Origin of the sequence: Klebsiella sp. D5A (genome assembly GCF_001620885.1) — a bacterium.
In the GTDB taxonomy this organism is placed as follows: Bacteria; Pseudomonadota; Gammaproteobacteria; order Enterobacterales; family Enterobacteriaceae; genus Klebsiella; species Klebsiella variicola.
This window is the reverse complement of sequence record NZ_LOAR01000003.1, coordinates 288,302-314,306: the sequence shown is the minus strand read 5'-3', so window position 1 is coordinate 314,306 and position 26,005 is coordinate 288,302. Positions and strand designations below refer to the sequence as shown.

Sequence of the window (26,005 nt, the reverse complement as noted above, 5' to 3'; positions counted from 1 at the left end):
GAATGGCGGTTTTGACCCGGTGCTGAAGCCCACGCGCTCCTCACCCGAGCGCTTTTTCACCATTAACCGCGACGGAGCTATACTCTTTTTCGCAAAGATCTGTAGAATTCCTGCCCTGACCATTCCAATAATTGAACACTTTTTAAGCTATGAGCAATGTCACGCACCAGCCGAAAATCGGCTTCGTCTCCCTGGGCTGCCCGAAAAATCTCGTGGACTCAGAGCGTATCCTGACCGAACTGCGCACCGAAGGTTATGACGTCGTCCCTACCTACGACAACGCCGATATGGTCATCGTTAACACCTGCGGCTTTATCGATAGCGCTGTGCAGGAATCGCTGGAAGCGATCGGCGAAGCGTTAAAAGAGAACGGCAAGGTGATCGTCACCGGCTGCCTTGGCGCGAAAGAGGATCAGATCCGCGAAGTTCACCCGAAGGTGCTGGAGATCACCGGTCCGCACAGCTATGAGCAGGTGCTGGAGCACGTCCACCACTACTCGCCGAAGCCGAAGCACAACCCGTTCCTCAGCCTGGTGCCGGAACAGGGCGTTAAGCTGACGCCGCGTCACTACGCCTACTTAAAAATTTCTGAAGGCTGCAACCATCGCTGCACCTTCTGCATCATCCCGTCCATGCGTGGCGATCTGGTGAGCCGTCCGATTGGCGAAGTGCTGGCGGAAGCCAAACGCCTCGCTGACGCCGGCGTGAAAGAGCTGCTGGTGATTTCTCAGGACACCTCCGCCTACGGCGTCGATGTCAAGCACCGTACCGGTTTCCACAACGGCATGCCGGTGAAGACCAGCATGGTCAGCCTGTGCGAAGAGCTGGCGAAGCTCGGCATCTGGGTGCGCCTGCATTATGTTTACCCGTATCCGCACGTCGACGATGTGATCCCGCTGATGGCGGAAGGCAAAATTCTGCCGTACCTCGATATTCCGCTGCAGCACGCCAGCCCGCGTATTCTGAAGCTGATGAAGCGTCCTGGCTCTGCAGACCGCCAGCTGGCGCGCATTAAGCAGTGGCGTGAAATTTGCCCGGATCTGACCCTGCGCTCTACCTTTATCGTGGGCTTCCCGGGCGAAACGGAAGAAGATTTCCAGATGCTGCTCGACTTCCTGAAAGAGGCGCGTCTCGACCGCGTCGGCTGCTTCAAGTACAGCCCGGTTGAAGGCGCCACCGCCAACGAACTGGCGGATCAGGTGCCGGAAGAGGTGAAAGAGGAGCGCTGGAACCGCTTTATGCAGCTGCAGCAGCAGATCTCTGCCGAGCGTCTGCAGGAGAAAGTGGGCCGCGAAATCCTGGTGCTGGTGGATGAAGTTGACGAAGAAGGCGCCATTGGCCGCAGCATGGCCGACGCCCCGGAAATCGACGGCGCGGTCTACCTGAACGGCGAAACCCGCGTTAAGCCGGGCGACGTGGTGCGGGTGAAAGTCGAGCATGCCGACGAATACGACCTGTGGGGTACCCGGGTCTAGTCCAGCTTCCCGGATAGCGGCTTATCGCATTCCCCAGCCTACGGGGTCCTCCCGTAGGCTCACCCCCCAGGTCCGCGCAAGCGCAGCGCCGCCGGGCAAGCATTGATTATCTTCCAGGCAGCCCTGTTGCGCCGTTATTTTGCCGGGTGGCGCTACGCTTACCCGGCCTACAAATGCCGCCTGTAAGCACAGATACGGTAGGCCCGCGCAAGCGCAGCGCCGCCGGGCAAGCATTGATTACCTTCCAGGCACCCCTGTTGCGCCGTTATTTTGCCGGGTGGCGCTACGCTTACCCGGCCTACGGGATCCAGTCCCAATATGTGAATCGCCGCCGGACATGGGGCCGCTGAAACTGCCGGTGCTGGCGGCCTCAACATCGCTAAGACGTTCCCGGAAGGCCGGGGCAGCCCGCAGGGATGCGGGCTGAGGGCCGTGTTTTGCACGGACGCTGCCTCGGCCCGACCCGAAGCCTGCAGGGATAAGTCGAAGGCACCACGCCGTGGCGATGTTGCTGGCCGGAGCCCGGGGGTACAGGGGGCGGCGGCGACTGGCCGCCCCCTGTACGCTCCCTGCGCTATGAGAGACATAACGCAGAAGATTAACCGGGAGCGCAATGTGCGCTGAAGCCACAAATAATATAAAGCACCGCACGGCGAAGCTTTCCCTCACCCTAACCCTCTCCCGGAGGGCGAGGGAACCGTCCGGCAGTCGTTTCGCCCCACACCGCTCCCTGCGCTATGAGAGACATAACCCAGAAGATTAACCGGGAGCGCAATGTGCACTGAAGCCACAAATAATATAAAGCACCGCACGGCGAAGCTTTCCCTCACCCTAACCCTCTCCCGGAGGGAGAGGGAACCGTCCGGCAGTCGTTTCGCCCCACACCGCTCCCTGTGCTATGAGAGACATAACGCAGAAGACTAACCGGGAGCGCAATGTGCGCTGAAGCCGCAAATAATATAAAGCACCGCACGGCGGTGCTTTCCCTCACCCTACCCCTTTAACTTCGGATCCAGCGCATCGCGCAGGCCATCGCCCAGCAGATTAAACGCCAGCACGGTCACAAAAATCGCCACCGCCGGAAACAGCGCTACGTGCGGGGACATCACCATATCCGCCCGCGCCTCGTTGAGCATCGCGCCCCACTCTGGCGTGGGCGGCTGCGCGCCGAGGCCGAGAAACGACAGACTGGCCGCCGAAATAATCGATACCCCAATGCGCATCGTGAAATAAACCACGATCGATGACACCGTCCCCGGCAGAATATGGTTGAACAGAATGGTGGCGTCGCTGGCGCCGATGCTGCGCGCCGATTCAATAAAGGTCTGCTGCTTTAACACCAGCGTATTGCCGCGCACCAGACGAGCAAACGCCGGGATCGAGAAGATCGCCACGGCGATGATCACGTTGGCCATCCCGCTGCCCATGACAGCGACCACCGCGATCGCCAGCAGGATCCCCGGAAAGGCGAACAGCACGTCGCAAAGTCGCATAATGAGCCGGTCCCACCAGCCCTCATAGTAGCCGGCCAGCAGCCCAAGCACCGTGCCGATAGCCGCGCCAATCAGCACCGCCAGTACCCCGGCAGCCAGCGAGATCTGCGCCCCGACCAGCACCCGGCTGAAAATATCGCGCCCCAGCGAGTCGACACCGAACCAGTGCACCAGCGAGGGCCCCTCGTTAAGCCGGTCATAATCGAAATAATTTTCCGCATCGTACGGCGCTATCCATGGCGCAACGATGGCTACCGCAATCAGCAACAGCACGAAAATACCAGCGCCCATCGCCACCGGCTGGCGACGAAAGCGCCGCCAGAACTCATGCCATGGGGTATGGATCTCGCCGGGTCTGATACCCGGCATGGCGTTCAGCGCCGCCTGCCTTCTCCAGTTGAGCAATCGCACCTTACTTATACCTGATAGCCGGGTTAATGGCCGCGTACAGCACATCCACCACTAAATTGATAAGAATAAACTCCAGCGAAAAGAGCAGGACTTCCGCCTGAATTACCGGGTAATCGCGCATCTCTACCGAATCGACCAACAGGCGCCCAAGTCCCGGCCAGTTAAACACCTTTTCCACGACGATCGACCCACCGAGCAGAAAGCCGAACTGTAGCCCCATCATGGTCACCACCGGGATCATCGCATTGCGCAGGCCATGCTTGAGCACCACCCACGTTTCGCTCACCCCTTTCGCCCGCGCGGTACGCATATAGTCTTCATGCAACACATCAACGAACGACGCGCGGGTAAAGCGCGCCATGACCGCCGCTACCGCCGCGCCAAGGGTCAACGACGGCAAAATATAGTGCCGCCAGCTGTCGGCCCCCACCGTCGGCAGCCAGCCCAGCTCAACCGAAAACACCTGCATCAGCAGCATGCCGAGAGCAAAAGCCGGAAACGAAATGCCGCTCACCGCCAGCGCCATTCCCAGACGGTCGGGCCAGCGATTGCGCCACACCGCGGCCGCGATCCCCGCCGCCATCCCGAACAGTACCGCCCAGCTCATGCTGGCCAGCGTCAGCCACAGCGTGGGCATAAAGCGGCTGGCTATTTCACTGGAAACGGGACGCCGCGAGGCCATGGAAATGCCAAAATCGCCGCGCAGCACGTTGGTGATATAGTGCCAGAACTGGACATGCAGCGGCTGGTCAAGCCCCAGCTGCTGGCGCACCATCGCCACCACCTGGGCATCGGCCTCCGGTCCGGCAATCAGCCGCGCCGGGTCACCGGGCAGCATATGGACGAACAGAAACACCAGTACTGCGACGATAAGCAGGGTGGGGATCAGCCCCAGCAGGCGCTTAATCACATAGTTGAGCATCATACCTCCGCAACCCGCCCCGCGGAAAAACCGCCCCCCGCGCGCTGGCGCCGGAGAGCATCATCCCATCCTTCACGGTGTTAAATCTGCCTGTTCAAAACTAAAGCCAGTATCCGGCTGGATATAGAAACCGGTGAGGTTCTTGCTGTGGGCGGAGACCAGTTTCTCGACCACCAGCGGTACCCACGGCGACTCTTTCCAGATAATATCCTGCGCCTCTTTATAGAGTTTGGTTTTCTCTTGCGGGTCGGTGGTTTTCAGCGCCTCGCTCAGCGCGTTATCCACCTGCGGGTTGCTGTAAAACGCGGTATTAAACAGCGTCGGCGGCCAGTTTTGCGAGGCGAACAGCGGCGACAACGCCCAGTCGGCTTCACCGGTGGAGGCGGACCAGCCGGTATAGAACATCCGTACACCGCTCTCTTTCTGCCCTTTACCTTCCACTTCCGCCGCCCGCTGACCAGCGTCCATCGCCGTCACCTGCGCCTTAATCCCCACCTGCGCCAGCTGCTGCTGGGTGAACTGCAGTACTTTCTGCGAGGTGCTGTGATTATGTGATGACCATAGCGTGGTGCTGAAACCGTTAGGGTAGCCAGCCTCTTTCAGCAACTGGCGAGCTTTCGCCGGATCGTAGGGCCAGGCGGTGTAAGTCTGGGCGTAGGCAATCGACGGCGGCACCACCCCGGTCGCCGGGGTGGCGTATCCGGCAAACGCCACCTTGACCAGCGCCTGACGGTTAATCGCATAGTTGATGGCTTCACGCACCTTCGGATTATCGAACGGCTTCTGCGTCACGTTCATGCTGATGTAGCGCTGCATGATCGACGGGCTGGCCACCAGCTCCAGTTTGCTGTTTTTTGCCAGCAGCGGCGCCTGTTCGTAAGGGATCGGGAAAGCAAACTGCGCTTCGCCGGTCTGCAGCATCGCCGCCCGGGTGTTGTTATCCACCACCGGACGCCAGGTGATGGAGTCCAGCTTCGGCAGGCCTGGCTGCCAGTAACCATCGAACTTGCTGACCTTCACGAAATCGGTCTGGTTCCAGGTGTCGAGCTTATACGGCCCGGTACCCACCGGATGGAAGCCAATATCCTTGCCATATTTTTTCAGCGCCGCCGGCGAAATCATCGCCGTCGCCGGATGGGCGAGAATGTTAATAAATGCCGAGAAGGGCTGCTTCAGGGTAATTTTGACCGTGGTCGGATCGACCGCCTCGGTGCTGGCGATATTTTTATACAGGTTATAGCGCTTGAGATGGTTATCCGGGTTACTCGCGCGGTCGAGGTTAGCCTTGACCGCCTCGGCGTTAAAGTCGGTGCCATCCTGGAATTTCACCCCGCTGTGCAGCTTGATGGTGTACACCAGGCCGTCCGGTGACACGGTATAGCTCTCGGCAAGAACATTTTGTAGCTTCATCTCTTTATCAAGGCCGAACAGGCCTTGATAAAAGGACTTCGCCACCGCCTGCGACAGGGTATCGTTGGCATCATAGGGATCGAGCGTCGTAAAGTTAGACCCGACCGCCACGACCACATCTTTGGCGGCAAAGGCAGGGGCGCTCGCCAGGGCCGCCGCGATACTCAGCGCCAGCCACCATTTGCGTGAAACAGGTTGTGTCATCGTATTCTCCTGAAAAGGTGCGTTATGTGTTGTTATGCTCTGCCCAGCACATCGGCGGATTCGCGGGCGACAAAGTGGCCCGGCCCAACCTGCTGCAATGGCACGCTGGCCATCTCCTCGCCCCGCTTATAGATATTGCCCGGGACGTCATCAGACAGCAGGACCCGCTGCGGATGACGGTAGGCCGGGTCGGCCACCGGTACGGCGGCCATTAGCTTACGGGTATAGGGGTGCTGCGGGTTTTCAAACACCGCGCGGCGCGGGCCTATTTCGACAATGCGACCGCGATACATCACCGCCACGCGGTGGCTGATGCGCTCTACCACCGCCATATCATGGGAAATAAACAGAAACGCGATACCCATCTCGCGCTGCAGGTCGAGCATCAGATTGATAATCTGCGCCCGAATGGAGACATCCAGGGCCGACACCGACTCATCGGCTATCACCACCTTCGGATTCAGCGCCAGCGCGCGGGCAATGCAGATCCGCTGCCGCTGGCCGCCGGAAAAGGCATGGGGGTAACGCCAGGCATGCTCCGGCTGAAGCCCCACGCGCTTCAGTAGCCAGGAAACCCGCTCACGCGCGGCTTCACCATGCAGCAGGCCATGCACCCGCAGCGGCTCCATGATCGAGTCACCGACCGTCTGACGCGGGTCAAGCGAAGCGTAAGGATCCTGAAAAATAAACTGAATATTACGGCGCAGGGATTGCAGCTTGCTGCCGGAGAGCGTATCAATCCGTTGGCCGTCGAAGGTAATGGTGCCGCCCTGGGTTTCGACCAGTCTCAGCAGCGCCCGGCCGGTGGTCGACTTGCCGCAGCCGGACTCTCCCACCAGCGACAGGGTCTCTCCCGGCCAGAGATCAAAACTGATCTTCTCCACCGCATGCACTTCGCGCGTCACGCGATTGAGCAGCCCACCGCGCACCGGAAAACGGGCCACCAGGTCGCGCACCTGCAGGATAGGCTCCCCCGCCGCCACCGTGTCTGGCGTTTCGGTCTCCGCCTGCGGCTGACCGGGAAGCGAAAAACGGCGCGGCAGATCCTGACCCCGCATCTCCCCCAGCCGCGGAACCGCCGCCAGCAGCGACTGAGTATAAGGGTGCTGCGGCGAACGAAAGATCTCCTCAACGCTGCCGGTCTCTACCGCCTCACCGCGATACATCACCAGCACCCGATCGGCGATATCGGCCACGACGCCCATATCGTGGGTAATAAAGATCACCCCCATCGCCATCTCCTTTTGCAGGACGGCAATGAGTTGCAAAATTTGCGCCTGGATGGTGACATCCAGGGCCGTGGTCGGCTCATCGGCTATCAACACCGCCGGCCGGCAGGAGAGCGCCATGGCGATCATCACCCGCTGGCGCATGCCGCCGGAGAGCTGGTGCGGATAGCGTGAGAGCATCTCTTCCGCCTGGGGAATACGCACCTGGTCGAGCATCTTTTTCGCCGCGCGCAGCGCCTCTTCGCGCCCCAGCCCCTGGTGCAGGCGCAGGGATTCGGCGATTTGTTCGCCGATGGTAAAAACCGGATTCAGCGAGGTCATCGGCTCCTGAAAAATCATGGCCAGATCCGCGCCGCGCACCCGGCGCATCTCGGCGTCCGTTTGCTCATTGAGCGCGATCACCTGCCGGTTACGCCGCCGCAGCCACAGCCCCTCGCTGCTCACTTCGCTGCTGGCGGCGTCAAGCAAACGCATCAGCGCCAGCGCGGTCACCGATTTTCCCGAACCGGACTCACCCACTATCGCCAGCGTCTCGCCGCGACGCAGGCTGAAGGATAGCTGACGCACGGCCTGCACCTCTGGCGCATCCTGTTGGCGAAAGGCCACGTTCAGGTTGCGCACTACCAGCACTTCGCAGGTATCGGTTTCGTGAGTTTGCGACACTCTCCCTCTCCCTTCTTCTATTCGCGATAAATGCCAATGGTCGGCGTATCGCCGGCATAGCACCAGGCGCGGTACATGCCTTCACTGTTAAACGGTAAAACGACGTTACCTTCGCGATCGACGGCAATCAGCCCGCCGCTACCGCCGAGAGCCGGCAGTTTCTCCATCACCACCCGCTCGCAGGCGGTGTAGAGACTCAACTGACCATACTCCATTAAGGCGGCGATATCGTAGGCCGCCAGGGTGCGCATAAAGACTTCGCCGGTGCCGGTGCAGGAGACCGCCACGCTGGCATTGTTGGCATAGCATCCCGCGCCCGGCAGCGGGCTGTCGCCGACGCGTCCGGGCAATTTGTTGGTCATGCCGCCGGTGGAGGTTGCCGCCGCCAAATTGCCAGCCAGGTCGAGCGCCACCGCGCCGACGGTGCCCATTTTCTGGCGTTCATCGAGCGGGGCGGCGTGGTGGTCGAGGATAATCTCCCCGCCCGCTTTCGCCTCCTGCAGCTGCAGCAGGCGCTCGGGCGTGGAGAAGAGATCGTTTTCCACGCGTTCCATCCCCCGGGAGAAGGCGAAATTTTCCGCGCCCTCGCCAATCAGCAGCACGTGCGGGCTCTCCTCCAGTACCAGACGCGCCGCCAGCACCGGATTACGCAAATGTTTGACCCCGGCCACCGCGCCCGCCTGCAGGCTGTAGCCATCCATTACGCAGGCGTCCAGCTCATGGGTTTGATCGTGGGTAAATACCGCGCCCATCCCGGCGTTAAACAGCGGGCACTCTTCCAGCAGCCGAACGGCCTCGGTTACGGTATCCAGCGCACTGGCGCCCGCAGCCAACATCTTCTGCCCGCTTTCGACGATAGTCGACAGCGCCGCCACATACTCTCGCTCCCGCTCCGGCGTCATCTGCGCGCGAGAAATCGCCCCTGCGCCGCCGTGAATTGCTATAACCGCCTTGCCCATTTCGCCAGTCCTTAACGATGAAGTGGATCGCCCCTGCCCCGTCGTACCGCGGCGCGGCGCTGGTCACGTCAGGAATAAGGGTATTGATATCATTATATTGCTGAATGTCTTATACAATTTTTGAATATAGAAAGAGCGGCGGGCGATGTAAAGCCTCGTACCCAAGTGGCATACAGCCCGCGCCGCTTTTCTGCCATAATAGGCGTTTTCGCTGTTTTGCCCGCAGGAGTGACCCATGGATTTTACCGCCGGACTGATGCCGCTCGACACAGCCCTCGCCCAGATGCTCGATCGTATTACGCCGCTGAACGCGACGGAAACTGTACCGCTGTTGCAGGCCTTCTCGCGTGTGACTGCCCATGACATCGTCTCCCCGCTGGATGTGCCCGGCTTTGATAACGCCGCGATGGATGGCTATGCCGTCCGGCTGAACGACCTTCGCGACGGCGCGGCGCTGCCGGTCGCCGGTAAGGCCTTTGCCGGCCAGCCTTTCAACGACGCCTGGCCCACCGGCACCTGTATTCGCATCATGACCGGCGCGCCGGTGCCTGCGGGCTGCGACGCGGTGGTCATGCAGGAAGAGACCGAACAGACCGACGCCGGCGTGCATTTTACCGCGCCGGTGAAAGCCGGGCAGCACATTCGCCGTCGCGGAGAAGATATCGCCCACGGCGCGGTGGTCTTCCCGGCGGGGACGCCCCTGACGGTGGCCGAGCTGCCGGTGCTGGCCTCGCTGGGCATTGCCGAGGTCGAGGTGGTGCGCAAGGTCCGCGTCGCGGTCTTCTCAACCGGCGATGAGCTGCAGCTGCCGGGTCAACAGCTCGGCGACGGCCAGATTTACGATACCAACCGCCTGGCGGTGCACCTGATGCTGCAGCAGCTGGGCTACGAGGTCATTAACCTCGGCATTATTCCTGACGACCCGGCGAAGCTGCGTGACGCGTTTATCGCCGCCGACCAGCAGGCCGACGTGGTCATCAGCTCCGGTGGCGTCTCGGTGGGCGAAGCCGACTACACCAAAACCATTCTTGAAGAGCTGGGGGAGATCGGCTTCTGGAAACTGGCGATCAAGCCGGGGAAACCCTTCGCCTTCGGCAAACTCAGTAGCAGCTGGTTCTGCGGCCTGCCGGGTAACCCGGTTTCCGCCACCGTCACCTTCTGTCAGTTGGTGCAGCCGCTGCTGGCGAAACTCTCGGGCAAGCACGGCCCGCTTCAGGCAACCCGCCTGCGGGTACGCGCCGCCACGCGACTGAAGAAGTCGCCGGGCCGTCTCGACTTCCAGCGCGGTATTCTGCAGCGCAACCCCGACGGCGAGCTGGTGGTGACCACCACCGGCCATCAGGGCTCGCACATTTTCAGCTCATTCAGCCTCGGTAACTGCTTTATCGTACTGGAGCGCGAACGCGGCCACGTCGAAGCGGGCGAATGGGTCGAAGTCGAGCCCTTTAATCATCTGTTTGGGGGGCTGTAATGGCCGTTGAGCTGAGCGACGAGGAGATGCTGCGCTATAACCGGCAGATCGTCTTGCGCGGTTTTGATTTCGACGGTCAGGAGCGGCTAAAAGCCGCTCGCGTACTGGTGGTCGGCCTCGGCGGGCTCGGCTGCGCCACCGCTCAATATCTGGCGGCGGCCGGCGTGGGTCAGCTCACCCTGCTCGATTTCGACACCGTCTCGCTGTCCAACCTCCAGCGCCAGACGCTGCACAGCGACGCGACCATCGGCCAACCCAAGGTGGATTCTGCCCGCGAGGCGCTGGCGCGCATTAACCCGTACGTCCGGCTGGTCCCGCTCAATGCTTTGCTGGATGAGACCGCGCTGGCGGGGCAGATTGCCGATCACGATCTGGTGCTGGACTGCACCGACAACGTCGCCATTCGTAACCAGCTCAACGCCGGCTGTTTCCAGCACACCACCCCGCTGGTCTCCGGGGCGGCGATCCGCATGGAGGGGCAAATCAGCGTCTTCACGTATCAGGATGGCGAACCCTGCTACCGCTGCCTGAGCCGTCTGTTCGGCGAAAATGCCCTCACCTGCGTCGAAGCCGGGGTAATGGCCCCGCTGGTGGGCACTATCGGTTCACTGCAGGCGATGGAGGCCATTAAACTGCTGACCGGCTACGGCACCCCTGCCAGCGGAAAAATCGTGATGTACGACGCCATGACCTGCCAGTTTCGTGAAATGAAGCTGATGCGTCATCCGCAGTGCGAGGTATGCGGCTCGCACTAACCCCCACACCGGCGACGAGGGTCGTCGGTGGTTTTGTGACCTCTCTCGTTTTTTTATCCCCAGGAGCTTAGCCCCATCCCGCTTGTTGATTTGCGTCAATATAACTTTCATTCGAAAGTGTTTTTATATTCATACGCAAAAAAGAGGATAAGCCATGATCTTCAACATCCAGCGCTACTCCACCCATGACGGCCCAGGGATCCGTACCGTCGTCTTCCTGAAAGGCTGCTCGCTGGGCTGCCGCTGGTGCCAGAACCCGGAAAGCCGCGCCCGCAGCGAAGATCTGCTGTATGACTCGCGGCTGTGCCTGGCCGGCTGCGATCTGTGCCAGCAGGCGGCGCCGGAGGTTATCACCCGTACCCTCGATGGTTTGATCATTGATCGGCAAAACGTTAACGACAAGCATATTACTGCGCTGCGTGACTGCTGCCCCACCACCGCGCTAACGGTCTGCGGCGAGGAGAAAAACGTCGAAGCGATCATGGCGACGGTGCTGCGTGATAAACCGTTCTACGATCGCAGCGGCGGCGGCATCACCCTTTCCGGCGGCGAACCCTTTATGAACCCGACGCTGGCGCAGGCGCTTTTCGAAGCCAGCCATCAGGCAGGTATTCACACCGCCGTGGAAACCTGCCTGCACGTGCCGTGGAAATACATTGAACCGGCTTTACCCTTTGTCGACCTGTTTCTCGCCGACCTGAAACACGTCGACGAGGCCGTTTTCCAGCAGTGGACCGACGGCAGCGCCCGCCGGGTGCTGGATAACCTGCAGCGACTGGCGCAGGCAGGGAAAAAAATGATTATTCGCGTGCCGCTGATCCAGGGATTCAACGCCAGTGAAGCCGACATTGCCGCGATCACCGATTTTGCCGCCGACCGCCTGCAGGTCAGCGAGATCCATTTCCTGCCGTACCACACGCTGGGAATGAACAAATACCAGTTACTCAGTCAGCCCTACACCGCACCGGACAAACCGCTGGATGCTCCTGAGCTGCTCGCCTTCGCGCAGGATTATGCGCGGAGCAAGGGGCTAACGGCGATCTTACGAGGATAACCTTATGACGACTCTCAAACTCAATACCCTCAGCGCCCGCATCCAGGCCCATAAAATGGCGCTGGTGCATATTGTCAAACCGCCGGTCTGTACCGAACGCGCCCGCCACTACACCGAGATGTATCAGCAGCATCTTGATAAGCCAATCCCGGTACGTCGCGCCCTGGCGCTGGCACATCACCTTGCCGAGCGCACCATCTGGATCAAGCACGACGAACTGATCGTCGGCAACCAGGCCAGCGAAGTGCGCGCCGCGCCGATTTTCCCGGAATACACCGTCAGCTGGATTGAGAAAGAGATCGACGATCTTGCCGACCGCCCCGGCGCCGGCTTCTCGGTCAGCGAAGAGAACAAACGCGTGCTGCATGAAGTGTGCCCATGGTGGCGCGGTCAGACCGTACAGGACCGCTGCTACGGTATGTTTACCGATGAGCAAAAAGCGCTGCTCGCCACCGGCATTATTAAGGCGGAAGGCAATATGACCTCCGGTGACGCTCACCTGGCGGTCAACTACCAGCTGCTGCTGGAGAAAGGCCTCGACGGTATGCGCGCCAAGGTCGCCGAACGCCGGTCGCGCATTAACCTGACGGTACTGGAAGACCTGCACGGCGAGCAGTTCCTGAAAGCGATTGATATCGTTCTGGAAGCGGTCAGCGACCACAGCAAACGCTTCGCCGCGCTGGCGCGCGAGATGGCGACAGCAGAATCCCGTGAATCACGCCGCCACGAACTGCTGACGATAGCCGAAAACTGCGACATCATCGCCCATGAGCCGCCGAAAACCTTCTGGCAGGCGCTGCAGCTGTGCTACTTCATTCAGCTGATCCTGCAGATTGAATCCAATGGCCACTCGGTCTCCTTTGGCCGTATGGACCAGTACCTCTATCCGTACTACCGTCGCGACGTTGAACTGCAGCAGTCGCTGGATCGCGAACAGGCCATTGAGCTGCTGCACAGCTGCTGGCTGAAGCTGCTGGAGGTCAACAAAATTCGCTCCGGCTCGCACTCCAAGGCCTCTGCCGGCAGCCCGCTGTACCAGAACGTCACCATTGGCGGCCAGAACCTGGTCGACGGCCAGCCGCAGGACGCCGTCAACCCGCTGTCGTATGCCATCCTGGAATCCTGTGGTCGTCTGCGCTCTACCCAGCCGAACCTCAGCGTGCGTTACCATGCCGGGATGAGCAACGACTTCCTCGACGCCTGCGTCCAGGTGATCCGCTGCGGCTTCGGCATGCCGGCGTTTAATAACGACGAAATCGTCATCCCGGAATTTATCAAACTCGGCATCGAGCCGCAGGACGCCTACGATTACGCCGCCATCGGCTGCATCGAAACCGCGGTTGGCGGCAAATGGGGCTACCGCTGCACCGGCATGAGCTTTATCAACTTCGCGCGGGTGATGCTGGCGACGCTGGAAGGTGGCCGCGATGCCACCAGCGGTCAGGTATTCCTACCCCAGGAGCATGCCCTGTCGAAAGGCAACTTCGCTAATTTCGACCAGGTGCTGGCAGACTGGGATAACCAGATCCGCTACTACACCCGTAAATCCATTGAGATTGAGTACGTGGTCGATACCATGCTGGAGGAAAACGTCCACGATATTCTCTGTTCGGCGCTGGTGGATGACTGTATCGAACGGGCGAAAAGCATCAAGCAAGGCGGCGCGAAATATGACTGGGTTTCCGGCCTGCAGGTGGGTATCGCCAACCTCGGCAACAGCCTGGCGGCGGTGAAAAAACTGGTCTTCGATCAGGGCGCCATCGGCCAGCAGGAACTGGCGAAGGCGCTGGCGGAAGATTTCGACGGTCTGACCCACGAGCAACTGCGCCAGCGGTTGATCAACGGCGCGCCGAAGTACGGTAACGATGATGACAGCGTCGACGAGTTGCTGGCGCGGGCCTACCAGACCTATATCGACGAGCTGAAGCAGTATCACAACCCGCGCTATGGCCGCGGCCCAATCGGCGGCAACTATTACGCTGGCACGTCGTCTATCTCCGCCAACGTTCCGTTCGGCGCCCAGACGATGGCGACACCGGATGGCCGTAAAGCGCACACCCCGCTGGCGGAAGGGGCCAGCCCGGCCTCCGGTACCGACCATCTGGGGCCGACAGCGGTCATCAGTTCGGTGGGCAAACTCCCCACCGGCGCGATCCTCGGCGGCGTGCTGCTTAACCAGAAGCTGAATCCGTCCACCCTGGAGAATGAGTCCGACAAGCAGAAGCTGATGGTGCTGCTGCGCACCTTCTTCGAGGTGCACAAAGGCTGGCATATCCAGTACAACATCGTGTCCCGCGACACGCTGCTGGAGGCGAAGAAACACCCTGACCAGTACCGCGATTTAGTGGTCCGCGTCGCCGGATACTCGGCGTTCTTCACCGCCCTGTCGCCGGATACCCAGGACGATATCATCGCCCGAACCGAACATACGCTGTAACCCTTCGTGCCCGCTGGCGCTATGCTTAGCGGGCCTACCCTGTTCTGCAGGCCGGGTAAGGCAACGTTGCCACCCGGCATTTTCTGCGCTGAGTGAACTTTCATTCGAAATAAATTTGTGCTCCCCATCACATTGTAATTAGAATGTTACTGGTCGAAGTTAAGCCAGGAGCATCCCCTTATGACCGTTAAAGTTATCGTCACCGATATGGACGGAACTTTTCTCAATGACGCCAAAACCTACGATCGCTCACGGTTTCTGGCGCAATTCGCCCAGCTGCAGCAGCGCGGCATTGAATTTGTTGTCGCCAGCGGCAACCAGTACTATCAGTTGATCTCCTTCTTCCCGGAGATCCGCGAGCAGATTTCGTTCGTCGCCGAAAACGGCGCGCTGGTCTTTGAGCATGGCAAGCAGCTGTTCCACGGCGAACTGACCCGCCACGAATCACAGGTGGTGATTGGCGAATTGCTCAAAGATCCGCAGCTCAACTTTGTCGCCTGCGGCCTGCAGAGCGCGTATGTGAGCGATAAAGCTCCGGATGCCTTCGTCGACCTGATGTCAAAGCACTACCACCGTCTGCAGCGGGTAAGCGATTACCATCGCATCGACGACACGCTGTTCAAATTCTCCCTCAACCTGCCGGACAGCGAGATCCCACAGCTGATCGATAAACTGCACGTGTCGCTCGACGGGATCATGAAGCCGGTCACCAGCGGCTTTGGCTTTGTCGATTTGATTATCCCCGGCCTGCATAAAGCCAACGGCATCAGCCGCCTGCTCAAACGCTGGAACCTTTCGCCCCAGCAGTGCGTGGCCATCGGCGACAGCGGCAACGACGCCGAAATGCTGAAGCTGGTGAAATACGCTTTCGCCATGGGTAACGCCGCCGACACCATCAAGGCTATCGCCGGCTACGCCACTGACGATAATAACCATGACGGCGCGCTGAACGTCATTCAGGCCGTCCTCGATAATACCGCTCCCTTCAACGCGTGACCCTTCGCCGGGGCATCGCGCCCCGGTTTTTCCATTTTGTGCGCCGTAGCGAGATTTTAAACTTGCATTAACTCCATTTTAACTTAAATTAACGTTTGTAAGATTTAACACTTTCAAATGAAAGATACAGCGAGGTTATTATGGCTGCTCTCCCGACCCACGAAACATTACCTGCCGACCACAAAGCGGCAATTCGCCAGATGAAACAGGCCTTACGGGCACAAATTGGCGATGTCCAGGCAGTGTTCGATAAACTCTCGGCGCGTATCAGCGAGCGCCTGGACGAGATTAATGCCCTGAAAGCCACAGGCCAGGAGGTCTGGCCGACGATCCCGTTCAGCGATATCGCCGAAGGAAAAGTGAGCGATGAGCAGCGCGCGGCGATTAAGCGCCGGGGCTGCGCAGTGATCAAAGGACACTACCCGCGCGAACAGGCGCTGGCCTGGGACAACGCGATGCTGGAATACCTCGATCTGAACCATTTCGATGATGTTTACAAAGGACCTGGCGACAGCTTCTTCGGTTCGCTGGAGGCTTCGCGTCCGGAAATCTATCCGATCTACTGGTCCCCCTCGCAAATGCAGGCGCGACAGAGTGATGAAATGGCGGCGGTGCAATCCTTCCTCAATCGCCTGTGGCGCTTTGAACAGAATGGCAAGCGCTGGTTCGATCCGGATGTCAGCGTGATTTACCCTGACCGTATCCGCCGCCGCCCGCCGGGAACCACGTCAAAGGGGCTGGGGGCGCATACCGATTCTGGCGCGCTGGAGCGCTGGCTGCTTCCCGCCTATCAGCAGGTTTTCGCCAACGTCTTTAATGGCAATATCGACGCCTACGATCCGTGGGACGCCGCGCACCGTACCGAAGTGGAAGAGTACACCGTCGACAACACCACCAAATGCTCGGTGTTCCGCACCTTCCAGGGCTGGACCGCGCTGTCGGACATGATCCCGGGTCAGGGGCTGCTACACGTGGTGCCGATCCCGGAGGCGATGGCTTATGTGCTGCTGCGCCCCCTGCTCGACGATGTGCCGGAAGATGAGCTGTGCGGCGTCGCGCCGGGCAGAGTGCTGCCGATCTCTGAGCAATGGCACCCACTCTTAATTAAAGCGTTAAGCTCGATTCCGGCGCTGAACGCTGGCGATTCCGTCTGGTGGCACTGCGATGTTATTCACTCAGTGGCGCCGGTGGAAAATCAACAGGGCTGGGGCAACGTGATGTACATCCCGGCCGCGCCGATGTGCGAAAAGAACCTCGCCTACGCGCAGAAAGTGAAAATTGCTCTGGAAAAAGGGGCCTCGCCGGGGGATTTCCCGCGCGAGGACTATGAGGCCAGCTGGCAGGGGCGCTTCACCCTGGAAGATCTGAATATTCACGGGAAACGGGCGCTGGGTATCCCGGTTTAATCGTCATACAGCCCCTGCGGCTCCACGGCGGTATGGCCTTTGCCCGGCCGGATCCGCCGTACCGAATCACGTACCACCAGCGTGCCGTGCAACAGTAGCGAGCCGTGCGGCGCCTCCGGGCGCAGCAGGCGCTGCTGCAGGAGATGCACCGCCTCGCTGCCCAGCTCATCTCGCGGCACATGCACCGCGGTCAGCGGCACCTCCTGGATCGCCGCCAGATTAAACCCGTCGATACTCATTACCGAAACATCCTGCGGCACCCGCAGGCCTCGTTTTTGCAGGGCGCTGACGGTGCCGGCGGCCATAAAATCGCCGCCTACCAGGAAGGCGGTAGGCATCGGGCGCCCCTGTAAGCCGTCAAGCCAGGCCCCTACCTGCTCTTCCGTCTCTCTGGCGCTAAAGTTGGCGACGCTGATGAGATCCCGGCTGGCGGTAAAGCGCAGATTGCGCGCGCGCCATGCTTCCTGGATCCCGCCCAGCCGCAGCTCCATGGTATAGCGGCGCAGGCACATCACGTTCATCACCGCCCGATGGCCCATATCAAACAGATAGCGGGCGGCGCACTGGCCAATCAGACGATGGTCGGGGGCAATGGACGGCAGCCGCATCCCTTCATCCCGACAGTTGATCAATACGCAGGGTTTGCCCACATCCGCCGCCAGGCCATGAATATGCGGATCGTCGATCCCCAGCAGCACCGCGGCCTGGGTCTCCGCTTCGTTCATGCGGGCAAGAAACAGGTTGGCGTCGCTGTCGTTCTCGTCCAGTGCGCAGTAGCGCAGGCGCACTTCATGCGCCGCCAGCGCGTTATTGATGCTCTGGATCACCCGGTAGTAGAAGATATCCGATCGCTCATCGAAGGCGCGCTGCGGAGCAAACACCAGCAGATTATTGAGCAGCAGACGCCCGGCGGCCAGTCCCTGCATGACCCCCAGCTCGCGGGCGCACTCCAGCACCGCCCGGCGCGCCTTATCGCTGGTATTCGCCTTTCCGGCCAGGACGCGCGAAACGGTGCTGGCCGACAGCCCGGTGCGGGCGGCGATTTCGGCGACGCGCAGCTTTTTATCCATTTTGTGATCCAGCTCCAATTGGAAAATGAAAGAATTTTCATAATCGCCAAAGCGCTTCCTGTAAGCAAATGACAGAGCGAAATTTGAGATCTCGGTCATTTCATGAAAAAAGTTGCATAAATAGCACTTTGCCCGACGTTTTTTCTCCCTTAGCCTGAATTGGTCCAACATCTCCCATACTAGTTATACCAATGATGTTGAGATAAAAAATAGACTATTCAAATAGTTAAAAAAACTATGTGACCACTCAGGGAAAGAGGCCGTCACTTTCCCCCTACAACGTCTTGTGGAGTGTGCTATGAGTCAAGGCCTCAACAATGATATCGCGGTCAGTAAAACGCGCCGGGTGGTAAAAAACCTGCGCTGGTGGGTGCTGGTCCTGTTTTTACTCGGCGTCACCGTCAACTACATCACACGTAACTCGCTGGGGATTATCGCCCCGGAACTGAAAGCGACGCTCGGTATTACCACCGAACAATATTCCTGGATCGTCGGCGCGTTTCAGCTGGCTTACACGATTTTCCAGCCGCTCTGTGGCTGGCTTATCGACGTCATCGGCCTGAAGCTCGGGTTTATGATCTGCGCTACCCTGTGGGCGCTGGCCTGTATCGCCCACGCCGGGGCTGGCAGCTGGCTGCACCTGGCTATGTTGCGCTTCTTTATGGGCGGCGCCGAGGCGGCCGCCACGCCGGCGAACGCCAAAACCATCGGCGAATGGTTCCCGAAATCTGAACGGCCAATCGCCGCCGGCTGGGCTGGCGTCGGCTTCTCTATCGGCGCGATGCTGGCCCCGCCGATTATCTACTTCGCCCACGCCTCCTTCGGCTGGCAGGGGGCGTTTATGTTTACCGGCGCGCTGGCGCTGCTGTGGGTGGTGCTGTGGTGGGCTTTCTATCAGAACCCGGAAAAGCACCCGAACCTCAGCAAAAGCGAGCTGGAGTACATCAAGCAGGATAACGAAGCCCCGCCGGTGAAACAGCCCTTCTTTACCGCGCTCAAAACCGTCTCGAAGAATAAACGTTTCTATGGGATCGCCATCCCCGCCTTTATGGCCGAGCCTGCCTGGGCGGTACTGAGCTTCTGGGTGCCGCTGTACCTGGCGAAAGAGCACGGCATGGATCTGAAGCAGATCGCGATGTTCGCCTGGCTGCCGTTCCTCGCCGCCGATCTTGGCAGCGTGGTCAGCGGCTATCTCACCCGCCTGTACGTTCGCTGGTTCGGCTGCACGCGAGTCAACTCGGTTATCGCCAGCTCGGTAACCGGCGCGTTTCTGATGATCTCGCTGGCCCTGGTCGCCATTACTCGCGATCCCTATATCACCATCATCCTGATCTCCATTGGTGGTTTCGGCCATCAGATCATCTCCTGCATGCTCAGCGCGCTGGTGGTGGAATCTTTCGACAAGGGACAAATGGCGACGGTCAACGGTATGCGCGGCTCCGCGGCGTGGATCGCCAGCTTCCTGTTCTCATTATTAATCGGGGTGACCGCCGACAAAATTGGCTTCAACCCGCTGTTTATCGCCATGGGTTTCTTTGACCTCATTGGCGCCGTTTTCCTGGTGGCATTTATTGCTGAACGTCGCGCCAAGCGCGCCTGAGAGTGGATGTAAAATATGAAGACGTTGAAACACTGGAGTTTGCACCAACAGCTGGAGCATCACGTTGAACTGACCGTTGATGGTCAGCACACTTTGTGTCTGTATGTGCTGGAAGAGAATTTATTCCGCGTCCTGCTGAAGCGCCAGGGCCAACTGGCGCTGGATCGCACCTGGAGTATCGCCCCGCAGCAGGATGTGCCGTGGGAAGGCCGCGCGCGGGATGACCTCAGCGGTTTTAGCCTCCCGGCCTGGCAGATGACCAAAGAAGATGACGCGCTGACCATCGCCACCCGCCAGCTGCGCGTCACCGTCCACCAGCCGCTATGGCTGGAGTGGAGCTATCGCGACGACGCCGGCGAGTGGCAGACGCTCGCCAGTGACCGCCCCACCAGCGCCTATCTGGCAAACGCTCACGGCGACGGCGTCGCCCATTATCTGAGCCGCCGCAAAGATGAGCGTTTCTACGGCCTGGGCGAAAAGGCCGGCGACCTGCAGCGTAACGGCAAACGCTATGAAATGCGTAACCTCGATGCCATGGGCTACAACGCCGTCAGCACCGACCCGCTGTATAAACATATTCCGTTTACCATCACCCAGCGCAGCGATATCAGCTACGGCCTGTTCTATGACAACCTGAGCAGCTGCTGGCTGGATCTGGGCAATGAAATCGACAACTACCACACCGCCTATCGCCGCTGGCAGGCGGAGGCCGGCGATATCGATTATTACCTGTTTACCGGTAAACAGGTGCTGGATGTGACCAAAGCCTTCGTCCGCCTGACCGGTAAAACCTTGTTCGGGCCAAAATGGAGCCTCGGCTACAGCGGCTCCACGATGCACTATACCGACGCGCCGGATGCGCAAAATCAGCTGATGAACTTCATCCGCCTGTGCGAGCAGCACGCGATCCCTTGCGACTCGTTCCAGCTCTCTTCCGGCTATACCTCGATCAACGGCAAGCGCTACGTCTTTAACTGGAACTACGACAAGGTGCCGCAGCCAAAAGTGATGAGCCAGTCGTTCCATGATGCCGGGCTGAAGCTGGCCGCCAATATCAAACCCTGCCTGCTGCAGGATCATCCGCGCTATGGCGAAGTGGCGGAGCGCGGTCTTTTTATTCGCGATTCGCAAACCGACGCGCCGGAGCGCTCCAGCTTCTGGGATGATGAAGGGTCGCATCTCGACTTCACCAACCCGCACACCGTGGCCTGGTGGCAGGAAGGCGTGACCACCCAGCTACTGGAGATGGGTATCGATTCGACCTGGAACGATAATAACGAGTATGAGGTGTGGGACGGCGAGGCGCGCTGCTACGGCTTTGGCCGCGAAATCGCCATTAAACATATTCGCCCGGTGATGCCGTTGCTGATGATGCGCGCCTCCATGGAAGCCCAGCAGCGCTTTGCGCCGCAAAAGCGCCCGTATCTGATCTCCCGCTCCGGCTGCGCCGGGATGCAGCGCTACGTACAGACCTGGAGCGGCGACAACCGCACCAACTGGGATACGCTGCGCTATAACACCCGTATGGGATTAGGGATGAGTCTTTCCGGCTTGTTTAACGTCGGCCATGACGTCGGCGGTTTCTCCGGCGATAAACCCGAGCCGGAGCTGTTCGTGCGCTGGGTACAAAACGGCGTGATGCATCCGCGCTTTACCATTCATTCGTGGAATGACGACCAGACGGTCAATGAAGCCTGGATGTACCCGGAAATCACCCCGGCGATCCGCTCAGCCATCGAGCTGCGCTACCGTCTGCTGCCCTATTTGTACACCCTGTTATGGCAGGCGCATGCCGATGACGAACCGATGCTGCGCCCGACCTTCCTCGATCACCAGCACGATACCCAGACCTTCGCCGAGTGCGATGACTTCCTGCTGGGTCGCGATCTGCTGGTGGCCAGCGTGGTCGAGCCCGGCGCCCGTCAACGCCAGCTGTGGCTGCCCGATAATCAGGACGGCTGGTACGATTTTTACAGCCACCAGTGGTTCGCCGGCGGCCAGTGGGTGACGCTGGACGCGCCGCTGGAAAAACTGCCGCTGCTGGTCCGCGCCGGCGCCGGTCTGCCGCTTAGTGAACGTATCAGCCACGTCGATGCGCAAAAAGACGATCGTCGCGAACTGCAGTTGTTCCCGCTGAAAGGTACCGGCTCAACCCGCGGTCTGCTGTTTGAAGACGACGGCGAAAGCTGGGGCTATAAAGAAGGTGATGCGCTATGGCTGGAGTGGGAAATGATCTGCAGCGCCAACAGCATAAACCTGAATATCAACGCTCGCGGCAGCTACCGTCCGGCGTGGAAAGCGCTGAAGCTGTCATTACCGGCGGGAGAAAAGCGCAAGCTGCTGGTGAATGGCGTTGAAGGGACCGAGTGGAGGCGCTAAGCGATATGCCAGGCGGCGGCTTACGCCTTGCCCGGCCTGGATTTTATGATGTTCCCGGATTGCGCTACGCTAATCCGGGCTACAAACGGGTGGCCTCAAAATCCCCGGTGGCGCTACCGCTTACCGGGGCTACAGCACTGTGCGGTTTGGTAGCCCGGGTAACGGACAGTTTCAGTAACCATGGGTACAAGATAGCGCTCTTAAGCTCACAATGGCACGGATCGTAGGCCGGATAAGGCGCAACCGCCATCCGGCGCGAAAGTGGCTCTTTATCCGCGGTTATTGCCCGGCGGCGCTACGCTTGCGCGGGCCTACAGATCACATGCCAGGCGTAGCCCGGGTAAGGCGTAGCCGCTACCCGGGTAACGGACAGGGATTACTCGATACCTTTGCTGCGCAGGTAGTCTTCGTAGTTACCGCTGAAATCGATCACGCGTTCTGGGGTGATCTCCAGGACGCGGGTCGCCAGCGAGCTGACGAACTCGCGGTCGTGAGAAACGAAGATCAGGGTGCCCTGATACATCTCCAGCGCCATGTTCAGCGATTCGATCGATTCCATATCCAGGTGGTTGGTCGGTTCGTCCATGATCAGGATGTTTGGCTTCTGCATCATCAGCTTACCGAACAGCATGCGCCCTTTCTCACCACCAGAAAGGACTTTCGCCGGCTTTTTGATATCGTCCTGGCTAAACAACAGACGGCCGAGGATACTGCGTACCGCCTGCTCGTCGTCGCTTTCCTGCTTCCACTGGCTCATCCACTCGAAGACCGTCAGGTCGTTTTCGAACTCGTACTCATGATCCTGCGCGTAGTAACCAATTTGCGCGTTTTCAGACCATTTCACGGTGCCGTTGTCCGGCTGCAGTTCGCCTACCAGAGTTTTCAGCATGGTGGATTTACCCACGCCATTGGCGCCCAGAATGGCAATCTTCTCGCCCACTTCCAGCAACAGGTTGACCTTTTTGAACAGCGGACCTTCATCAAAGCCTTTGGTAAGGGCTTCCACTTCCAGCGCGTTACGGAACAGTTTCTTGTCCTGTTCGAAGCGGATAAACGGGTTCTGACGGCTGGAGGCTTTAACCTCTTCCAGCTTGATTTTGTCAATCTGGCGCGCGCGCGAGGTGGCCTGACGTGATTTAGAAGCGTTGGCGCTAAAGCGGCTAACGAAGGACTGCAGGTCCGCAATCTGCGCTTTTTTCTTGGCGTTGTCCGCCAGCAGACGCTCACGCGCCTGGGTGGCCGCGGTCATGTATTCGTCGTAGTTGCCCGGATAGACGCGCAGCTCGCCGTAGTCGAGGTCCGCCATGTGGGTGCAGACCATGTTCAGGAAGTGACGGTCGTGCGAGATGATGATCATGGTGCTGTCGCGATCGTTCAGCGTCTGCTCCAGCCAGCGGATGGTGTCGATGTCCAGGTTGTTCGTCGGTTCGTCGAGCAGCAGGATATCCGGATTGGAGAACAGCGCCTGCGCCAGCAGGACGCGCAGTTTCCAGCCCGGCGCGACTTCGCTCATCGGGCCGTAATGCTGTTCAACCGGAATGCCGACGCCGAGCAGCAGTTCGCCGGCGCGCGCTTCGGCGGAGTAACCGTCCATCTCGCCGTATTTGACTTCCAGGTCGGCCACTTTATAGCCGTCTTCCTCGCTCATTTCGGGCAGCGCGTAGATGCGATCGCGCTCTTGCTTCACTTCCCACAGCTCGCCGTGGCCCATGATAACCGTATCCAGCACGGTGAATGCTTCGAAGGCGAACTGATCCTGGCGCAGCTTACCGATACGCTCGTTCGGGTCGAGAGAAACGTTGCCCAGCGTCGGCTCGAGATCGCCGCCGAGGATCTTCATAAAGGTCGATTTACCGCTGCCGTTGGCGCCGATCAGACCATAACGGTTGCCGCCGCCAAATTTAACGGAGATATTTTCGAACAGCGGCTTACTGCCAAACTGCATGGTAACGTTGCTGGATACTAGCACGGGGATATCCTGAAAAAAGAGAATGAGGGGTGTGACACAACAGACATTATGCCAGCAAATGACACACTTTTCACGGCCTGCGGTAAATTCCGCCGCGGCGCTTGTGCTAAGGTCTTTGTCAGATGAGCCGCAGACCAGGGCTCAAACGGTTATTCTGTACGTCATTATGAGGAACCCCATGACCACCAGCCTACCGCGACACCCGGCTTTTTTATCCCTGCAGGGCGGTATCAATTTTCGCGACCTCGGCGGCCAGCGCGCCGCCGACGGACGCACGGTACGCAGCGGCAAGCTGCTACGCTCCGGCGCGCTAAATCGGTTGACGGCGGACGATCTCAACCATCTGGCGACGCTGCCGCTCAGTCGGGTGCTCGACTATCGCGACCCCGGCGAAGTGCAGCGCACCCCTGACAAGCTTAGCCCGCTCACTCACTATTTAAACGCGCCCGCTAATCCGCCGCTCGGCGATGTGAATGCGAAAGTCACCGAGCTGAATGCTGCCACCCTTAACGCGCTGAACGGGGAGCAGTTTATGCTGCAACTGTATCGCCAGTTGCCCTTTAATAACCCGGCCTATCGCCAGCTCGCCGCCTGGCTGACCACGCCTTTTGAAGGCGCTTTACTGCAACACTGCGCCGTCGGCAAAGATCGCACCGGCGTCGGCTGCGCGTTAACCCTGTTTGCCGTCGGATGCGACAGCGAGACGGTCATGGAGGAGTATCTGCTCACCCACGGCATGCTGACACAAGTGGAAGCCTGGATGCTGGAGATGCTGGGCAACGACCTGACGCCCCAGGGACGCCAGAGTCTGGCGGATATCCTGACGGTGAAAGAGTCCTATCTCGCCGCCGCGCTGTCAGCCATCCACCAGCGCTATGGCACGGTCGACGCCTGGCTGGCAGAAGAGTACCAGCTCACCGCCCCGGCACGCGCTTCGCTACAGGACCGGTTACTGGAAGGATAACCTCCCTGTCACCCGCGTGAGAGGCGGCGATTGCATCATCCGCCAGCCCCGTCAGCCGAGGCGACAGGGAAAAAAATGTGATTTCGTACACATCTGATTTACCTGTTTAGCGGAATGCACATATAATGCGCTCCCATCTACTGTCTCAATCATTAACAAAGGCCTGTGTGGCGTTGATTTCGCACACGACATTAAAGACTATGAAATTATCTACACTCTTAGCGGCAGCCTTCGCCCTCGTAGGCTTTTGCAATACAGCGTCTGCTGTCACCTATCCTTTGCCGACCGACGGCAGCCGTTTGGTTGGTCAGAATCAGGTCATCACCATTCCGGATGATAACAAGCAGCCGCTGGAATACTTTGCGGCGAAATATCAGATGGGGCTGTCCAACATGCTGGAAGCCAACCCGGGGGTGGACACCTATCTGCCAAAAGGCGGTAGCGTCCTGAACATCCCGCAGCAGCTGATCCTGCCGGACACCGTCCACGAAGGCATCGTCATCAACAGCGCCGAGATGCGTCTGTATTACTATCCGAAAGGCACCAACACCGTGATCGTTCTGCCGATCGGTATCGGCCAGTTAGGTAAAGATACGCCGATTAACTGGACCACCAAAGTCGAACGCAAGAAGGCCGGCCCGACCTGGACGCCGACCGCCAAGATGCACGCTGAATACGCCGCTGCCGGCAACCCGCTGCCAGCCGTCGTACCGGCCGGTCCGGATAACCCGATGGGTCTGTACGCGTTATATATTGGCCGTCTGTACGCCATCCACGGCACCAACGCTAACTTTGGTATTGGCCTGCGCGTGAGCCACGGCTGCGTGCGTCTGCGCAACGATGACATCAAATTCCTGTTTGAGAATGTGCCGGTCGGCACCCGCGTGCAGTTTATCGATGAGCCGGTAAAAGCGACCACCGAGCCGGACGGCAGCCGTTACATTGAGGTTCACAACCCGCTGTCGACCACCGAAGCGCAGTTCCAGGGCGGCGAAATCGTGCCGATCACCCTGACTCAGCCGGTACAGGCGATCACCAGCCAGTCTGATGTCGATCAGAACGTGGTTGAGCAGGCTATCCAGAACCGCTCCGGTATGCCGGTGCGTCTGAACTAAGTTCTGCATGACAAGAAAAACGG

Annotated in this window: 17 protein-coding genes and 1 pseudogene; 11 read left to right on the top strand and 7 right to left on the bottom strand. The window is 59.6% G+C overall.

The window, feature by feature from the left end; genetic code table 11:
- The first annotated feature begins 149 nt into the window (after nucleotides 1–149).
- Nucleotides 150–1,475, top strand: coding sequence for a 30S ribosomal protein S12 methylthiotransferase RimO (gene rimO / locus AS136_RS05030; protein ID WP_008805799.1), 1,326 nt, complete (start codon nucleotides 150–152; stop codon nucleotides 1,473–1,475).
- A gap of 992 nt (nucleotides 1,476–2,467) precedes the next feature.
- Here the strand turns inward: rimO and gsiD are convergent.
- The 5 genes from gsiD to iaaA form a co-directional block, all read right to left on the bottom strand.
- Entirely contained in the window at nucleotides 2,468–3,379 is a 912-nt protein-coding gene (gene gsiD / locus AS136_RS05025; RefSeq protein ID WP_004147729.1) for a glutathione ABC transporter permease GsiD, read from the bottom strand.
- A gap of 1 nt (nucleotide 3,380) precedes the next feature.
- The gene (gsiC, locus tag AS136_RS05020) at nucleotides 3,381–4,301 is read right to left on the bottom strand and encodes a glutathione ABC transporter permease GsiC (RefSeq protein ID WP_008805798.1); all 921 of its coding nucleotides are present in this window, start codon (nucleotides 4,299–4,301) and stop codon (nucleotides 3,381–3,383) included.
- 72 nt (nucleotides 4,302–4,373) lie between these two features.
- Entirely contained in the window at nucleotides 4,374–5,915 is a 1,542-nt protein-coding gene (gene gsiB / locus AS136_RS05015) for a glutathione ABC transporter substrate-binding protein GsiB (protein ID WP_063266677.1), read from the bottom strand.
- A 32-nt stretch (nucleotides 5,916–5,947) separates the two neighbouring features.
- Nucleotides 5,948–7,807, bottom strand: coding sequence for a glutathione ABC transporter ATP-binding protein GsiA (gene gsiA / locus AS136_RS05010; protein ID WP_023322265.1), 1,860 nt, complete (start codon nucleotides 7,805–7,807; stop codon nucleotides 5,948–5,950).
- A 17-nt stretch (nucleotides 7,808–7,824) separates the two neighbouring features.
- Nucleotides 7,825–8,766, bottom strand: a complete 942-nt coding sequence (iaaA, locus tag AS136_RS05005; protein WP_008805796.1) for a beta-aspartyl-peptidase — start codon at nucleotides 8,764–8,766, stop codon at nucleotides 7,825–7,827.
- Between the two features lie 235 nt (nucleotides 8,767–9,001).
- Here iaaA and moeA point away from each other — a divergent pair, with 235 nt between their 5' ends.
- The 6 genes from moeA to AS136_RS04975 all read left to right on the top strand — a co-directional run bounded on the left by moeA (nucleotide 9,002) and on the right by AS136_RS04975 (nucleotide 16,885).
- Nucleotides 9,002–10,237 (top strand): molybdopterin molybdotransferase MoeA, encoded by a 1,236-nt coding sequence (gene moeA, locus AS136_RS05000; protein ID WP_023322264.1) that lies wholly within the window; start codon nucleotides 9,002–9,004, stop codon nucleotides 10,235–10,237.
- A complete protein-coding gene (gene moeB / locus AS136_RS04995; RefSeq protein WP_023322263.1) occupies nucleotides 10,237–10,992 on the top strand; it encodes a molybdopterin-synthase adenylyltransferase MoeB in 756 nt (251 codons plus the stop codon). Before moeA ends, moeB begins: the two co-directional genes overlap by 1 nt.
- Nucleotides 10,993–11,146: 154 nt before the next feature.
- Complete coding sequence (locus AS136_RS04990) at nucleotides 11,147–12,046, top strand: glycyl-radical enzyme activating protein (RefSeq protein WP_008805793.1); 900 nt, start codon at nucleotides 11,147–11,149, stop codon at nucleotides 12,044–12,046.
- A gap of 4 nt (nucleotides 12,047–12,050) precedes the next feature.
- Nucleotides 12,051–14,483, top strand: a complete 2,433-nt coding sequence (locus AS136_RS04985) for a formate C-acetyltransferase/glycerol dehydratase family glycyl radical enzyme (RefSeq protein WP_023322262.1) — start codon at nucleotides 12,051–12,053, stop codon at nucleotides 14,481–14,483.
- A 180-nt stretch (nucleotides 14,484–14,663) separates the two neighbouring features.
- A complete protein-coding gene (locus tag AS136_RS04980) occupies nucleotides 14,664–15,479 on the top strand; it encodes a Cof-type HAD-IIB family hydrolase (RefSeq protein WP_008805791.1) in 816 nt (271 codons plus the stop codon).
- Between the two features lie 140 nt (nucleotides 15,480–15,619).
- Nucleotides 15,620–16,885, top strand: coding sequence for a DUF1479 domain-containing protein (locus tag AS136_RS04975; protein ID WP_008805790.1), 1,266 nt, complete (start codon nucleotides 15,620–15,622; stop codon nucleotides 16,883–16,885).
- Here AS136_RS04975 and AS136_RS04970 read toward each other — a convergent pair.
- Nucleotides 16,882–17,955 carry a LacI family DNA-binding transcriptional regulator gene (locus AS136_RS04970; protein ID WP_016160537.1) on the bottom strand — a complete coding sequence of 358 codons (1,074 nt, stop codon included), beginning with the start codon at nucleotides 17,953–17,955 and terminating at the stop codon, nucleotides 16,882–16,884. The two genes, AS136_RS04975 and AS136_RS04970, sit on opposite strands and share 4 nt — an antisense overlap.
- Before the next feature lie 298 nt (nucleotides 17,956–18,253).
- Between AS136_RS04970 and AS136_RS04965 the strand changes: the two genes are divergently transcribed.
- Together AS136_RS04965 and AS136_RS04960 are read left to right on the top strand one after the other, a co-directional pair.
- Nucleotides 18,254–19,555 carry an MFS transporter gene (locus tag AS136_RS04965; RefSeq protein ID WP_012968650.1) on the top strand — a complete coding sequence of 434 codons (1,302 nt, stop codon included), beginning with the start codon at nucleotides 18,254–18,256 and terminating at the stop codon, nucleotides 19,553–19,555.
- Between the two features lie 15 nt (nucleotides 19,556–19,570).
- Nucleotides 19,571–21,934, top strand: coding sequence for a glycoside hydrolase family 31 protein (locus tag AS136_RS04960; RefSeq protein WP_023322261.1), 2,364 nt, complete (start codon nucleotides 19,571–19,573; stop codon nucleotides 21,932–21,934).
- 376 nt (nucleotides 21,935–22,310) lie between these two features.
- On the opposite strand, the gene AS136_RS04955 is transcribed toward AS136_RS04960, so the two are convergent.
- Nucleotides 22,311–23,903 (bottom strand): ABC-F family ATPase, encoded by a 1,593-nt coding sequence (locus AS136_RS04955; RefSeq protein ID WP_008805786.1) that lies wholly within the window; start codon nucleotides 23,901–23,903, stop codon nucleotides 22,311–22,313.
- 48 nt (nucleotides 23,904–23,951) lie between these two features.
- Between AS136_RS04955 and AS136_RS04950 the strand changes: the two are divergent.
- Together AS136_RS04950 and ldtB are read left to right on the top strand one after the other, a co-directional pair.
- Nucleotides 23,952–24,867, top strand: a pseudogene (locus AS136_RS04950) (tyrosine-protein phosphatase).
- Between the two features lie 200 nt (nucleotides 24,868–25,067).
- Nucleotides 25,068–25,982 carry a L,D-transpeptidase gene (gene ldtB, locus AS136_RS04945; RefSeq protein ID WP_008805784.1) on the top strand — a complete coding sequence of 305 codons (915 nt, stop codon included), beginning with the start codon at nucleotides 25,068–25,070 and terminating at the stop codon, nucleotides 25,980–25,982.
- Nucleotides 25,983–26,005 lie beyond the last annotated feature (23 nt).

Bases quoted from the DNA above. Each gene is read 5' to 3' on its own strand.
- rimO (WP_008805799.1), top strand. From the start codon at position 150: ATGAGCAATGTCACGCACCAGCCGAAAATCGGCTTCGTCTCCCTGGGC.
- gsiC (WP_008805798.1), bottom strand. From the start codon at position 4,301: ATGCTCAACTATGTGATTAAGCGCCTGCTGGGGCTGATCCCCACCCTG.
- gsiB (WP_063266677.1), bottom strand. From the start codon at position 5,915: ATGACACAACCTGTTTCACGCAAATGGTGGCTGGCGCTGAGTATCGCG.
- iaaA (WP_008805796.1), bottom strand. From the start codon at position 8,766: ATGGGCAAGGCGGTTATAGCAATTCACGGCGGCGCAGGGGCGATTTCT.
- moeA (WP_023322264.1), top strand. From the start codon at position 9,002: ATGGATTTTACCGCCGGACTGATGCCGCTCGACACAGCCCTCGCCCAG.
- moeB (WP_023322263.1), top strand. From the start codon at position 10,237: ATGGCCGTTGAGCTGAGCGACGAGGAGATGCTGCGCTATAACCGGCAG.
- AS136_RS04990 (WP_008805793.1), top strand. From the start codon at position 11,147: ATGATCTTCAACATCCAGCGCTACTCCACCCATGACGGCCCAGGGATC.
- AS136_RS04985 (WP_023322262.1), top strand. From the start codon at position 12,051: ATGACGACTCTCAAACTCAATACCCTCAGCGCCCGCATCCAGGCCCAT.
- AS136_RS04980 (WP_008805791.1), top strand. From the start codon at position 14,664: ATGACCGTTAAAGTTATCGTCACCGATATGGACGGAACTTTTCTCAAT.
- AS136_RS04975 (WP_008805790.1), top strand. From the start codon at position 15,620: ATGGCTGCTCTCCCGACCCACGAAACATTACCTGCCGACCACAAAGCG.
- AS136_RS04970 (WP_016160537.1), bottom strand. From the start codon at position 17,955: ATGGATAAAAAGCTGCGCGTCGCCGAAATCGCCGCCCGCACCGGGCTG.
- AS136_RS04965 (WP_012968650.1), top strand. From the start codon at position 18,254: ATGAGTCAAGGCCTCAACAATGATATCGCGGTCAGTAAAACGCGCCGG.
- AS136_RS04960 (WP_023322261.1), top strand. From the start codon at position 19,571: ATGAAGACGTTGAAACACTGGAGTTTGCACCAACAGCTGGAGCATCAC.
- ldtB (WP_008805784.1), top strand. From the start codon at position 25,068: ATGAAATTATCTACACTCTTAGCGGCAGCCTTCGCCCTCGTAGGCTTT.